The organism is Paraburkholderia sp. RL17-347-BIC-D (assembly GCF_046027915.1).
In the GTDB taxonomy this organism is placed as follows: Bacteria; Pseudomonadota; Gammaproteobacteria; order Burkholderiales; family Burkholderiaceae; genus Paraburkholderia.
On sequence record NZ_JARESS010000056.1, the window covers coordinates 20288 to 33650 of the forward strand.

Below are 13363 nucleotides of genomic sequence, written 5' to 3' on the forward strand. Positions count from 1 at the left end.
TGTCGGATTGACAAAAAGGCAAGGCAGCCTCTTTTAAACAGCAGGAGACACGCATGACCCACGTTACGGATGAGAGTACCTCGCATTCCATGGCCAACCGGGCGGTGAGCGCCGCTACGCTCGGTACGGCGCTTGAATGGTTCGATTTCACGCTCTATGGATCAGTCGCAGCCACCGTGCTGCCCAAACTGTTCTTTCCTGCGATGGATTCGAATTCCGCCATGCTCGCGTCGCTGGCAACTTTCAGTGTCGGATTGGCCGCGCGCCCACTCGGTGCGATCATCTGCGGATACTTTGGCGACAAGGTTGGGCGTCGTAACCTGATGCTCGGTACGGTATCCGTAATGGGGATTACTTCGGTGCTGATGGGGCTTCTGCCGACGTATGCGCAGATTGGTGTCTATGCCCCTCTGTTGCTTGTGATTCTCCGCATCATCCAAGGCTTCGCGCTGGGCGGCGAATCAACTGGCGGTCAGCTCATGGCGCTTGAACATGCACCAGCAGACCGGCGAGGCAAATACTCGGGCCTGATAGGCATGTGCGCCCCGCTGAGCCAGATAGTCGCCAACGCGGCGCTTCTGCTGCTCTCATCGACGATGAGTGCGGGTGCTTTCATAAGCTACGGCTGGCGCATTCCTTTCGTGCTGAGCTTTGTCCTGGTGCTGGTCGGCATTTACATCCGGCTGCGCGTTGCCGAGACACCGGCGTTCGTCAAGCTGCAGCAGTCCGCCGTCGCCAAGGTCGGAAGCCCGTTACGGGATGCATTCCGTCTGCATTACAAGACAATCATTCGCATGATGCTGTTCTTCTGTGGGCCGACCGCACTTTTTTACCTCGCCGTCGTGTTCACTTTGAGCTACCTGACGAACACGCTCGGCGTGCCGAAGCAGACCGGTTTCATGTTGTTGATGATCGCCAATGCATGTGCTATCGCGGGTTCGATTGGTGGCGGCTTGCTGAGTGACCGGATTGGTCGCAAGCGCGCGTTGCTGCTTGCGTCAGCCGCGACGTTCGTGATCATGCTGTTCTATTTTCAGGTGCTCGCCACACGGAGCTTCGTACCGATGGCGATAGCAATGGGTCTTTTCATGGCATTCACGCAGGTCCAGACCGGAATTCAGCCTGTTGCTTTCGCCGAGGTGTTCCCGACCAATGTCCGGTATTCCGGTTCGGCGCTCGCCTTCACCGGTGCGAGCCTGTTCGCGGGCGGCCCAATTCCGGTGGTCGCCGCGTGGTTGCTGCACCTGGGCAATGGCTCTCCGTGGGCGCTGATCGCACTGGTTGGAGCACTCAATATCCTGTCGTTCTGCATGATCGCCATCGGACCCGAGACCGCCGGTATCGACATGAACCGCCTCGACTCAGCAGCCGAAATTGCTGGCGAACGTGAGTCTGTCTCCGGGCAGGCGACTTACTGATCCTTCGGGGAGTGCATTCGCCCTGCGGGGCGGAGGGCATAGCCTCGGCGCACTGAAAAGCAGACGGAGAAAAGCAAATGATCAAAGACGAAACCGGCTTGCTCGCGATCTGGAGCACGATCGCAGCCGAATCTGAAACGGACTACATGCACTGGCTGACCCGGGAGCACATCTTCGAACGTGTGAGCGTACCTGGCTTTCGATCCGGGCGCGTATTCAAACGACGCAACAGCCGGCCCTCGGAATACATGATGCTTTATGAGCTCGACAATGCGGACGTAATGTCGAGCCCTGGCTACCTGGAACGATTGAACAATCCGACACCGTGGACGCAACGGATCATGCCGACGCTGGAACAGTTTCGTCGCGGCGGCGGCTCTATTGTCGCGCGGGGCGGCAACCCGGCCGGACACGGCGGCCACATTTCGATCGCACGCTTCGAGGATGCTCTGCCGGATCGTCTGGCCGCGCACGAAGGGCTGGAACTGGTGAAAGCGCTAGCGAAAGTCGATTGGGTTGTGAGCGCGCAGCTCATGTCCGTCAAAAACGATGCGACAGCCATCGCCACGCAGGAAAAGTCTATGCGTCGAAGTTCGGAAGGTGAGTTCGCTGGGCTACTCCTCGTGGAGTCGCTCGGTACTGGCTCCCTTGACAGGGCGATTGCGCAAGCCAGCGAATCGGCCGGCATCGAGCCCGATACGTTCGATTCATACGATCTCGTTTTCGTGTGCCATTCGCGGTAGGCGTAGAGCGAAGCAAATCTGTCACTGCCTGGCATAGTGCTGTTTACGCTCGTGAGTGGGCTAGTTGAGCTCGATTGCAAGCAGATCGATATAGTCTCCATGGAGCCGGAAAATTACACGCGACGACAACCGGGAGGGGACCAGTTCGCGCTGTCCGAAACCACGCTTGGATATCAGCCGATTCCTCGCTCCGTAGTCGATCTCGTGCAGTGATGATCTTGAGGCGGGGGTGTTTATTCTCGGATTCGAATCGGAGAGGCTGGAGCGTGCGCTTGAAGAGCACCGGATGATCGCAGACAAGGAAGTCAAGATAGTCTTCGGTGTTCTAGCGTATCGGCCGGGATGGGATCTGGATTCAATCGTTCCGCATTTGCAGACCCTGCAGACGGCGCGCCTCGAGATCGAGTACTGCTCGGCAAGCGATCCGGAGGCCGTATTCGAATGTCTTGAGCGCACGCGCCGATCGCTCGGCGTGGGGAAGCGCATGCTCGTGGCTCCGATTGGTCCGAAACCTTGCGGAATTGCTGCTGCAGTGTACGGGGTCCCCGCGCGGTCCCTTGCATGTGCAACTCACACAGATCTGAGAATGACTTTCCGGACGGTGCCACCTAGCCATGCGGTGATCCCCGAACGGCTGACAATTCCAATAGTCCGGCGAGGTCCGAGGACGGTCGCGCCAACGCACAACGCCAGTAGCAGCGTGACGCGCGGTGCGTCGGCGAGCGAAGCGATCAGGCCGACCGCAGGAGGCCGCGTCTGTCCGTGTACGGCCGGGACCGATGATGGAGTGCTATTCGCCGCTAGCAGCGCTGTGCGTGATTCCGCCATGCGCAGCAGGATCGCGGTCTCGGCTTCACTATTGGTCGGTACGCGGCTCATTTTAGCGCCTCCTTCAACGTGTCGAGATCGCTCCGGAGCTCCCCCTGGAGAAGATGAAGCGAACGTCCAGGTTTCTGGGCGCGGACGAAGAGCAGAGAGACAACGGAAACAACCAGCCACATCGCGGCAACGCCCCAGACCACCGGCAGGAAGTAAGGCGTCCGCCACGCCGTCGCGATGATCGCAATGCACACAAACGAAAGTGTGAACAGGCCAGCGACGGCCAGGGCAACAAGTGCGCTCAACTCGCGGACCAGAGATTTCCTGGTCTCCACAAGTTCGACGCCGAGGAGCTCACCATAGTCGGTGGCTCGCTCGACGCAGAATCTGCCGACGTTTCGCCACTTCGTGACTTTCGAACGCATGGACATTGCGGGACTCCTCGGGACTGGCTTGTTGCGGAAACGCCGGCGCGGCCCGCGCCAGGTGTTTGCCGTCTACACCTTTCAGGCCGCGTCGAAGGCAAGACGCGTGTAGCCTCACTCCCGATCGCTCGAGTCGCTTCGGCCGTTATCGGGCCTTGAGCGATTCGCTGCGCGCAACGCTCCAAGAATGAAGCCCACGCCGGCGGCAATTGCCAGCGCCGCGAACGGCCGCTCCACCGTGGACTCGCGTACGACATCCACAAAATCGGCATAGAGTTGCTGAGCCTTGCCACTCAACTCTTTCGCTGTTCCGCTAACCTGTGCGCCGGCACTGCCCAGCAGGTCCCCGGCGGCTTGCTGAACGTCGCCAGCAACCTCCCGTAGCGTTCCTTCTGCTTTCGTCGTTTCCATTGTCTGCTCCTCAAGTGAGTGCGATTCAGGCCGCACGGGAAAATGCGCCGGCATGCAAGTCGAGAACCACGCCTCTATGTGAAGCGCTGGCTCGGCAGCGGGACGGCGTGCCAGATGCTGCGCAAAAGTTGGGCCCAGCTCGCAACTCTCTGACGCACGCAGTGGCAAGGCCGGCGCTCTCCAAAGTCAGCTTTCAACCGGAATTTCGTCGGAAGTAACAAAAATGCTGGTCCCGTCGTTCAGCGGATCTAACATGAAAGCACCCCTCTGCAAAGCGCGTAGCATGGCCTGCCTCGTGCAGGCCGCCTCAGGGTGCAACTTCCAAATGGAGGCGACCTTCCGGTGAAGACGTGCTCAAGTGAGTGTCTTTGTGACGTCCCAGGGGCCGCGTACCGCACTTCAGATTTCGTCGAGCCCTCGACGGGCGTAAGACACGGGGTGGCGTTCGCTCTGCTCATGATGCCTGCCGTTTGGCCCAGTCGCGGCGATCATCAAATCAGAGCGGTGAGGATTCGGCGGAGCCCGTCCGCCTTCCCGGAAGAAGCCTTCGGCGTGTCAGCAGCGATTTGTCGAGTTAACGCGCGCGCACCGACGGATGCGTGCACCTGGCGATGGAGACGAAAATGGAAGTCCTCTTTAAAAGCTTCGCAGCTGCAGCGCTGATGTCGATCTTTGCGGCGACTGGATCTGCGCAGAATACAGGCGCGGCCCGCGAGGCGGGAGCGAGTGGTGGAGGGGCGGCCCGCTCGGGGGCGGGGATGCGAGGCGCTAGCGTCGCGGAGGCGCCTCAGAGCGACGATCGATCGCGCGTGCCTGGAGCAATCCGCGCGCCCCATTCTGGGTCGGCGGCCTCCGGACGACGCGAGACAGCGCCTGATAACCGCGGGGCGAGCGCGCCGACCGATCAAGGGGTGACGCGCGGTGGACCTGAGAATCCGAGCGGACTGAAGAAGCCCGATTGACTCGCCAGTGTGTTCAGGAACGCGTCTGGGCTCCAATCGTGAGGCGATTGACGAACAGTTCAGGAGCCGATCAGACACGGGTCAGTCGGCGGCCGCGAACTATGCGCACGTGCTCGCCGTTGGAAGGCCCCCCGTCTGCTGGACGATAGGCCGTTATCCATCTGAGGGTGGCTTGAGGTCGAACGCTTCCCGACAGGAAGCAACGGATCACAGACCTTCAGGAAAACGGACAGGAGGCGAAGGGAAACGCAGCTGAAGCCTTTGATCTGCGAACACAGCTAAGGCAATGCCGCGGTTGCCCCGTTCGCCCTGATCCGCCAAGGACTGTCGATTTCTCGATCGTTCGCAGTTCATCATTTCTTCCGTGGTCGACTGTTTCCGACGTGGGCGCGGGTCGAGCGTCCTCTTCCTCAACGGAGATGCGGGCCTGGCGCTCCAGAACGGATTCCATTAAGGGCGGACATTGGAAGGGCGAATTAAGTATGAAACATAAATCCAATGTGGTTCGCGCGCCCGCACTGCTCACGCACTCAAGGAGCGAGCATGAACCCCAACATGGCGAGCGTGGCAGCGCCCATGGCAATCGTCGCGGTCCAGCGGGTGATGCGATGGCGCACTGCAATGATGAAGCTGCACATGATGTTTGGATTCGCCGCTGTGAACATGATCAGCCCCATGATCGGGACGGAAACCACGCCGTTGATCACAGCGCTCCAGTAAAGTGCCTCGATAGGATCGATCCTTGTAAAGCCGATCACAAGACCGACTAGCGCCGACAGGGCGATGATGCCTTAGAAACGTTTTACCAATTGTGTTTCAGGGCGAGGCTGTTTCGCCAGTTAAACGCACCCGCCATTGCATAGGCTGCAGACCCCGCGAGTATTGGCAATGCGAGCAGGCCCGTGCCGATGATTCCCAGGCTGAACAGAGTGAAAGCGAAGTTGCCAGCGATGGGTTTCAGCGCAACAGCGGGCTGTCACACGGCACCGCCGGAAGCCACCAACCGGACGCGCGGCCCCGCCTGTCAGCAACCGATGCTGAGCGTTGTCTTCGCTGATCCTGAATCATCTTTTGGCCGCAGCACTTCGCCCGACCCCTGCAACTCACTGCGGCCGACGATATCGTCCGGGCCCAGACTTCGACCGCACGCTGGGCAGCCGGGCTTCATTTTTGCAAAGAGTCCGTCACCTCCGTCGTACGTCCCGGCATGGGTCAGGTTACGCAGCCACGTCCGGTACCGGTGGTCGGAAAAATCGCCGATGTCCAGGCTTTCGATGAGGGCTCCGCGATGTCCGCATGGGCATTCGACGTAAGTAAAAATGCGGGTTTTCATGATGGCCTCCTGCCGGTTAAAGCGAGCGCAGCATGAACTGGGCCAAGAAACTATTCACGGGTCCGCGGCGCGCGGAACGCTCGTGCCCGGGCTCGTCGCTTCGCTGGACTGGAAACGCCCGTTGCTGTTTTCAGGCGCCGTATGTCTACGCTGCCTGACTGCAATCGTGCGGTCATCCACCGCACCAGGCTGGCGTGCATCGTGTCCGTGGCGAGTGCAAGGGATGACTGGGCACCCTTCAATACACGACGCGCATCGATTACCGGCGCGATTGCGGCCTGTCGCGCATTCGACCGGCCAGCCTGCTGGATCAAGGTCAGGCTCGAGGATAGACGACTCTCGGCACGGCGGTTGCTAGTTACCGGATCACGACCAGCAAAAGAGAAGAACTGCGCATGAATTTCCCCGCTTTTCCCGGCCGCCGTCTGACTTCATGACACGCGACTAGCGCCTTCGCAGCATGCGCAAGACCATGCGCGATATGTTCGGTATCGCCAGGTTGCGTGCCGGGCAGGAGGACATCATGCGCAGCGTGCTGGAACGGCGCGATACGCTGGCCACGATGCCGACCGGCGCCGGAAAGTCGCTAGGCTATCGACTGCCCGCGCTGCATCTCGACGGCATGACGCTGGTCATCACTGGATTGGCGGCACCACGCCCAGTTTTTCGACCAGCATGCGCTCATACACGCCGAAGTGCAGGTCGACTTCCTCCTGGCTTACTGTCGTCACGATGATGTTAACCTGCTCCGACAGCAGGCCGAGCACGAGCGCGATCGCCGCTTCGAGTTGCGGCGCACAAACGCTGTCTTCCGCCAGGGTCGTGCCAACGGCGATATCGTATGTGTGGGGCTGCTGGAAGACGATCTCGACCAGCCGCGCGCGGGCGCTCATGTTGTTGTCAATCGCGAGGCGCACGACCTCCGCGGCGCTACGCATCAATTCCGTCGGAAAGCCTCTGGTCGAGCGCAGCCGGACGCGATGTCTGCCAAGCGTGAGCCAGTCCGAATCGAATTCCATGGTGTCCTCCGTTTCCGTTGCAATGCACCGCGATAATATTATTTGGCAGGGGATTTTCAAGACAGGAATTTCACCACCACCCCTTGAAATTTTCACCGTAGGTTCTATCTTTGATTTCGCTCAGGCAGTTGCGCCGGTCACATCCGGTGCGCTGCGTGTTTCGATTTGTTTGCCAGCGGCCTGGCAGGCGGACTGGAGCGCGTAGGCCCGTTCGCCTCCTCGCTGCATCGAAGGAGGATACGATGAGTGATCTCTTTTCCGGAACCGACCTGTTCAGTGAGTTTGACCGTCTGCAACGGCAGATGGACAGCCTGTTCGGCGGCTTCCCGTCCAGCATCCGCTCGGGCCGCTTCGGGGCCTTTCCGCAGGTGAACATCGGGACGACCGACGACTCGATCGAAATCGTCGCGTTCGCGCCGGGCCTCACGCTGGCCGACCTCGACGTGTCGATCGACAAGGGCCTGCTGACGATCAGCGGTGAGCGCAAGCCTGCCCGGGCCGGGACCGATGACGACACCCGCACCTATGCGCAGGAGCGCTTCACCGGCATTTTCCGACGCGTGATCGAGCTGCCGCAGAACGCTGACCCCGACAGGGTGCAGGCCCGCTACACCAACGGCTGCCTGTCGATCACCGTCGGCAAGCGCGAAGCGTCGAAGCCACGGGTCATTACCGTCCAGTAATGCCAGTTATTCAAGGAGCAAGCCATGAACGACAGGACACAGGTTGCTGAGCGCGACCAGAATGCAGTAGCGCGACGCGAGGGCGACCAGTCAGCACGTCGGAGGACACTCACACCGGCGGTGGACGTGTTCGAGGACAGCCAGGGCATCACGCTGTGGGCGGACCTGCCAGGCGTCACAAAGGACAAACTCGACGTGAAGGTGCACGACGGCAACCTCTATATCGAGGCCGAAGCGGTCGTGCCGACGCCCGCCGGTCTGCAGCTGCAGCACGCCGAGATCCGTGAACCGCATTTCGCGCGCGCTTTCTCCGTGAGCCCGGACTTCGACACGTCGAAGATCGATGCAAACCTGCAGGACGGCGTGCTGAAGCTGACGATTCCGCGTCGCGACGAAGCACGGCCGCGACGAATCGAGGTGCAGACGAACTGAACCCGGAAGACCAGCAACGGCGACCGGAGAAAAACCGGTGGCGACTGCGAGGTCGCCACCGCCCGGTTCGTGGAGGCGCCGGATGCAGATCATCGTGGTCCGGCTCTCCTGCCAGATCATTGAGGAGCAGCAGATGAACACCGACCCCAAAAAGTGGAATCCTTTCAAATTTCTCCGCGGCTCAGCGCGCAAGCCCGATGCGGACGGTCCGCAAAGTCCGCCGGCCAGCGAAACATGGCGTGCCGGATGGCCAGATATCCAGCGGCTTTTCGCCCGCGATCCGTGGCGTGCGATGGAGGATTTCTTTCACGATCCGTTTGCAACCCGCGGCCCGCTTGATCGATGGTTTGGCGACTTCAGCTCATCGCGTTTCCAGCCGCGCGTCGACGTCGTCGACGAAGGAAAGGTCCTGCGCGTGACTGTCGAGTTGCCGGGCATGGAAAGGGAGAATCTGACCGTCAGCGTCGAGGATGGAGCGATGGTGTTGCGCGGCGAGAAAAAGCAGGATGTGCACAGTGAGGAAGACGGCTGCTATCGACTTGAACGCGCGTATGGGGCCTTCACGCGCACGATCCCGATGCCGGAAAACGCCGACCCTGACCACGCGCTCGCAAAGTTTGACAAGGGTGTGCTTACGTTGACCGTGCCGAAACAGGAACCGCCGCGATCGGCGAGCCGCACGATCGAAATAGGCTAGCGTTGGGCGGCGATCCGACGCTTGCGAGATGAATGAATGGGAGTGGCTCGGGTCGTTAGCTCAGCTGGTAGAGCAGCGGACTTTTAATCCGTTGGTCACTGGTTCGAATCCAGTACGGCCTACCAAAGAATCGGCACTTGATCCAGTCCGCGTGACCGGGATCTTTGCTTTCTGGTCCATTTCCGGTCCGGTTGCAGTGAGGACGGCTCGCGGGCAAGTCGTCTTTTTACAGTCTGTGGCACACCTTCTTCGCCTTTCCGCTGCGGCTCAAGTCCCTCGTTCCTTTACCGTGAGGCCCCCTGTCCAACGACTTGCGTTGACTGAGCTGATGTTGAAGTCCTTAAAACTGCTATGAATGTCCATGGATTGCGCTAATGTAAGATTGTATTTTTGCGGCGCAAAATCAGGCATAGCAGCGGTTTCACAGCCTTTCTAGGCGTTGCGTTTCAGCAAAGCACGCACGCTCGGATGTCCGTTGATTTTGCTAACGCGTTTGTGTCCGCTAATTCGACTAATGCGGTTGTAGAGGAGCGTGATAGCTGTATTCGCTTGAAGCGGCAGCTAGTGCAAATACAGGTCATTTTTTGATCTTCGGAAGGTGCCCATCTCAGTGCGCAGATCAAAAACGCCATACAGTATGGCGCTTTGTGCGTCACTGCTGCGGCCTTCAGCATCCCCTTGTGTGGATGTTGGTCTGCGCGGCGTCGTCCTGCGCTTAGTCAGTCGTGTCGGGCAGTGAGTTCGTGATGCGGTAGAAAGCCGCGCTAGCAGCGTTAGTGGGCACGATTAGCGAGCCAAGGACATCATTAACAAATTTGCGAACTTCAACAGAAGGCGCGACGCCGACGGTGTCGGGAGTATCGGCGCGGTCAGTCAGGAACAGGAGTTGCAAAATGTCGCCGCCCGGTCAAATCAGCGCCACCAGCACGGACGCAGTGAACGGCACGCAGCTTTTCCCGATTGCTTCGCAATGGAAGAAATAGAAGTGTCCGGCGACACGATCAACGGTGTTGAGAGCGATCGAATCGGCCGACCCGAACGACTCATCGCTCAGGAAGGTGCCGTACAGCGGAATTTAATTCGTAGGCATCCCCGAGTTCCCGTCCTTCGGGACTGTGGTGGGGCAAGCGATTGCGGGCGTCGTTGCTGGGCAAACCAGTGTGGACGCAGCGCTGAAGGCGGGCAACGCCGCCGCCGATCGCGCTGTGAAGCAGGCGGGTTATCAGAAGTGAGCCCCAGGAGCTCTCGACGCCATGCATGGAAGGTTGCTCAGTAAGCTCGTTTCGTCTGGATGTCGAGGACCGGTGATCGGTCGTGACCATCCAGACTACGACAATGCGCGGCGGGTGTGGAATGGCCTTGTGGACCGCAGGCCCGCCGCCATATTGCAGGCGGAGAGTGTCGATGACGTTCGAAGGGACATCGACTCGGCAGCCCAGTGCAATGCCCTCCTGGCAGTGCGTGGAGGCGGGCATAGCATACCGGGCCTATCCACCTGTGACGATGGTCTCGTGCTTGATCTCTCGCGGTTCAATTCGGTCGTCATGGATGAAAAGGCCCGGGAGTATCACGAGCAATGCGATCGATACGCTGCTCCGGGAGTTTGATGCGGCCCCCACTCCAGATTCGGAGTTTTATGTATTGCAGCTCGGAGGCGCGGTCGCGGACGTGCCAGAGGATGCGACCGCCTACTCCGGGAGACAAGCGGCATACTGTTGGATTGCCGAGCCCGTGTGGGACGATTCGGCGGACGACGAACGCTGCGTGGCATGGGGGCGGGCTGCCGCCACAAAGATATCTGACCAGTCCATACAGGCCAATTACCTCAACGAACAGGGAGATACCGCCATCGCTCCAAGTGCATATGGCGCTCTCAAATATGAAAGGCTTGCGCGTCTGAAAGCCCGTGCGATCCGGCGAACCTCTTCCGCCTTAATCAAAATATCGTACCCTTCTCGCGACCTCCCTCTGCGTGATTTTTCGGTGCAACGAATATCCCCGATGACCGTGAGCAGCGAGAAAGACGGAAAGAGCGTCCGTCGGTCTATTTGCGAGCGGCGATAAGTAAAGTAAAAGAAAGCGAGTGGCGGTACGGAATGACGGTTCCACTCAGAATGCCGGCCCTTGCACACACAATCGGTGAAACCGACGCGCCAACAATGCCAAGCGATGCGAGAGAAGCTGCCACGAACCCGGTTGTTTTCGTGTCTTCAACAAACTGCCGCGGAACATGCCCGGCAGCTTCATCGCGGTTCTTCGTACCTCCTATTGCTTGGTGAATTGCTATGAATCGTTGGTCCAGCAATCTAAGACCAGGGTTCCAGGAGGCGTCGGTTTCCAGTTGTTGTTTACCCCAGCGGCCACCTCCGAGCGCTGTTCGAGAAAGATTGTAACGACAGCGGCACTCTCATTATTACGGAATCAGGATTTTTGTCTGGACTATTAAAAAGTTCTTCGGTTCCCCACCGACATAGATCCGCAACGAGTCAGAGTCATTTTTATTCCATTCGCGCAGTGTTTTTATTTGCGTCACCGCCGAGAATTTGTTACCCACGCGTCAGACGGCTGTCATTTTGCGCCTAGAGAATCGGCGCTTTTGGTACGAGACGACGTTCACGGGATACGTCGGTTGCGTCGTTGACGGTGCAATCAATAGCGTTGTGTTCGTGGCGCAATCGTGTCGTACTCCAATTCATACAACGGAGTGCAAATTGAACAGCGGTGAAAACAACAAGGGTGGAATCGACCGTCGCACTTTCCTTGCTGGCCTCGCAGCAGGCACGGGTGCACTTGCGCTGTCGGCATGTGGCGGGTCGTCCGACGGCGGCAGCAGCACGACGGTCGGTTCGGCCGGAAGTACCAGTACGAGTACCGGCAGCACATCGGCAAATGAGATTCCCTCACCCGACGGCACGAACCGCTATACGTTGCCGCGCCCAGTATTGCCCGATCCGACGACTTCGGGCATCGATCACATCGTGCTCGTAACGATGGAAAACCGTTCGTTCGACCACTTCATGAGCTGGGTACCAGGCGCCGAGGGAATGCCGCCGAACCAATTGTTCACCGACAACTTCGCACAGCAGCATGCGCCTTTCCTATTGTCCGCCAATCCCGACTATGGCTACCAGGCATGCAATTTCGCGGATCCGAACCATAGCTTTGCCGGCGGGCGGATCCACCTTGCCAATGGCGCGATGAACGGTTTCCTGCTGTCGACTGCGACGAGCAAAACGCAGGGTGACCTGCTGCCGATCGGCTTCTATCAGGCTGCCGACCTCGACTTCTTTCGGGGTGTAGCAAGCCAATATACGGTTTCCGATTTCTACTTCAGTGGCATTTTGTCCGAGACGTTCCCCAATCGCATCTATCTGCATGCGGGCGCAACGGACCGGCTTAGCAACACGACGACCGTTTCGACACTGCCGACGATGTGGGACAAGCTGGCCGCCAAGAATGTCAGCGCCACCTATTTTTATCACGACACACCGTTCACCGCGCTCTTCGGGAGCCGCTACACGGGCATATCCCAGATGTTTCCGCAGTTTCTGACCCAGGCCGCGAACGGCACACTGCCCTCGTTTTGCATGATCGATCCGATCTTCTCCGGCGAAGCGCAGGGGGTCTCGGCAGACGATCATCCGCACGCGGACATCCGCAACGGCGAAGCCCTGCTCGGCCAGATCTACGACGCACTGCGAACCGGGCCGAACTGGGACCGCACACTGATGATCGTCGTCTATGATGAATGGGGCGGCTTCCACGACCACGTGATTCCCCCGACGCGTCCCATGAGCGACGCAGAAACGGCGCTTGGAAATGACGGAAAGCTGGGTTTTCGTGTGCCTTGCGTACTGCTCGGCCCGCGTGTTCCAGCGGCGACCGTGACGCGCTTTCCGTTTGACCCGAGTTCGATTCACCAACTGATTCAATGGCGCTTTGGCATCGATCCGGTTGGCGTACGCGGCAATGCTTCCGGCACGTTCAATCTTGCATACGCTCTGGATTTCACTCGTCCGGCGCGTACCGACGCGCCGGCCATTCCGGTCGCTCCGGGACCGTTCGGCAACGCATGTCCGATACCGGCGCCCGCAGCGCCGGCCAGCGGAGCGTCGGGAGCCGTTACGGCGGTGACCATGGCTGCCGAAATATCAAACGAGATACCGCGATTCACCGATGTGCGTGAACTCGCCGATACCTTCGGGTTCCCGAGACCCTAAGTTTGTCCGCGACCGTTGGCCGGTTATTGTCGGACCACGGGTGCTGTCAGGCTTCGAGAAGCTGCCAGCGATCAAATCGGCAGCTTGATGAACCGGCACGTCCACTTATAAACTCGATCTGACCGTCCGCACCAACGGCGCCACCTCTATCTGCACGCCATAGATTGGACATTTAATTCCACGGCTCCCTAACTGCCTTCT

14 protein-coding genes, 1 tRNA gene and 2 pseudogenes are annotated in these 13363 nt (G+C 59.5%); 11 read left to right on the forward strand and 6 right to left on the reverse strand.

The window, feature by feature from the left end:
* Nucleotides 1-53 precede the first annotated feature (53 nt).
* Together P0D96_RS40235 and P0D96_RS40240 are read left to right on the forward strand one after the other, a co-directional pair.
* On the forward strand, nucleotides 54-1418 hold the full coding sequence (locus P0D96_RS40235) for an MFS transporter (RefSeq protein ID WP_408319353.1): 1365 nt from the start codon (nucleotides 54-56) through the stop codon (nucleotides 1416-1418).
* 98 nt (nucleotides 1419-1516) lie between these two features.
* A complete protein-coding gene (locus P0D96_RS40240) occupies nucleotides 1517-2161 on the forward strand; it encodes a hypothetical protein (RefSeq protein WP_408319355.1) in 645 nt (214 codons plus the stop codon).
* Nucleotides 2162-3036: 875 nt separating this feature from the next.
* Here the strand turns inward: P0D96_RS40240 and P0D96_RS40245 are convergent.
* The 5 genes from P0D96_RS40245 to P0D96_RS40265 all read right to left on the reverse strand — a co-directional run bounded on the left by P0D96_RS40245 (nucleotide 3037) and on the right by P0D96_RS40265 (nucleotide 6111).
* Nucleotides 3037-3411, reverse strand: a complete 375-nt coding sequence (locus P0D96_RS40245; protein WP_408319357.1) for a phage holin family protein — start codon at nucleotides 3409-3411, stop codon at nucleotides 3037-3039.
* Between the two features lie 108 nt (nucleotides 3412-3519).
* Nucleotides 3520-3816, reverse strand: a complete 297-nt coding sequence (locus tag P0D96_RS40250; protein ID WP_408319359.1) for a CsbD family protein — start codon at nucleotides 3814-3816, stop codon at nucleotides 3520-3522.
* A 1492-nt stretch (nucleotides 3817-5308) separates the two neighbouring features.
* Complete coding sequence (locus tag P0D96_RS40255) at nucleotides 5309-5485, reverse strand: hypothetical protein (protein WP_408319361.1); 177 nt, start codon at nucleotides 5483-5485, stop codon at nucleotides 5309-5311.
* Nucleotides 5486-5580: 95 nt separating this feature from the next.
* Nucleotides 5581-5739 carry a divalent metal cation transporter gene (locus P0D96_RS40260; protein WP_408319405.1) on the reverse strand — a complete coding sequence of 53 codons (159 nt, stop codon included), beginning with the start codon at nucleotides 5737-5739 and terminating at the stop codon, nucleotides 5581-5583.
* A 63-nt stretch (nucleotides 5740-5802) separates the two neighbouring features.
* Entirely contained in the window at nucleotides 5803-6111 is a 309-nt protein-coding gene (locus P0D96_RS40265; protein WP_408319363.1) for a hypothetical protein, read from the reverse strand.
* Nucleotides 6112-6571: 460 nt separating this feature from the next.
* Here P0D96_RS40265 and P0D96_RS40270 point away from each other — a divergent pair.
* Nucleotides 6572-6763 (forward strand): annotated as a pseudogene (locus tag P0D96_RS40270) (DEAD/DEAH box helicase); the annotation flags it as partial.
* On the opposite strand, the gene P0D96_RS40275 reads toward P0D96_RS40270, so the two are convergent.
* A complete protein-coding gene (locus P0D96_RS40275; protein WP_408319365.1) occupies nucleotides 6747-7130 on the reverse strand; it encodes a hypothetical protein in 384 nt (127 codons plus the stop codon). The pseudogene P0D96_RS40270 and the gene P0D96_RS40275 sit on opposite strands and share 17 nt — an antisense overlap.
* Between P0D96_RS40275 and P0D96_RS40280 the strand changes: the two genes are divergently transcribed.
* The 8 genes and pseudogenes from P0D96_RS40280 to P0D96_RS40315 all read left to right on the forward strand — a co-directional run bounded on the left by P0D96_RS40280 (nucleotide 7129) and on the right by P0D96_RS40315 (nucleotide 13162).
* Complete coding sequence (locus P0D96_RS40280; RefSeq protein WP_408319367.1) at nucleotides 7129-7335, forward strand: hypothetical protein; 207 nt, start codon at nucleotides 7129-7131, stop codon at nucleotides 7333-7335. The genes P0D96_RS40275 and P0D96_RS40280 overlap by 2 nt on opposite strands.
* A 37-nt stretch (nucleotides 7336-7372) precedes the next feature.
* Complete coding sequence (locus tag P0D96_RS40285) at nucleotides 7373-7813, forward strand: Hsp20/alpha crystallin family protein (protein WP_408319369.1); 441 nt, start codon at nucleotides 7373-7375, stop codon at nucleotides 7811-7813.
* Nucleotides 7814-7837: 24 nt separating this feature from the next.
* Nucleotides 7838-8245, forward strand: a complete 408-nt coding sequence (locus P0D96_RS40290) for an Hsp20/alpha crystallin family protein (RefSeq protein ID WP_408319371.1) — start codon at nucleotides 7838-7840, stop codon at nucleotides 8243-8245.
* A 133-nt stretch (nucleotides 8246-8378) separates the two neighbouring features.
* Nucleotides 8379-8942: an Hsp20/alpha crystallin family protein gene (locus tag P0D96_RS40295; RefSeq protein WP_408319407.1), complete on the forward strand. Its 564-nt coding sequence runs from the start codon at nucleotides 8379-8381 to the stop codon at nucleotides 8940-8942.
* Between the two features lie 49 nt (nucleotides 8943-8991).
* Nucleotides 8992-9067 (forward strand) — tRNA-Lys (locus tag P0D96_RS40300).
* A gap of 882 nt (nucleotides 9068-9949) precedes the next feature.
* Nucleotides 9950-10174, forward strand: a pseudogene (locus P0D96_RS40305) (sugar ABC transporter substrate-binding protein); the annotation flags it as partial.
* A 21-nt stretch (nucleotides 10175-10195) separates the two neighbouring features.
* Complete coding sequence (locus tag P0D96_RS40310; RefSeq protein ID WP_408319373.1) at nucleotides 10196-10549, forward strand: FAD-binding protein; 354 nt, start codon at nucleotides 10196-10198, stop codon at nucleotides 10547-10549.
* Between the two features lie 1104 nt (nucleotides 10550-11653).
* Complete coding sequence (locus P0D96_RS40315) at nucleotides 11654-13162, forward strand: alkaline phosphatase family protein (protein WP_408319375.1); 1509 nt, start codon at nucleotides 11654-11656, stop codon at nucleotides 13160-13162.
* Nucleotides 13163-13363 lie beyond the last annotated feature (201 nt).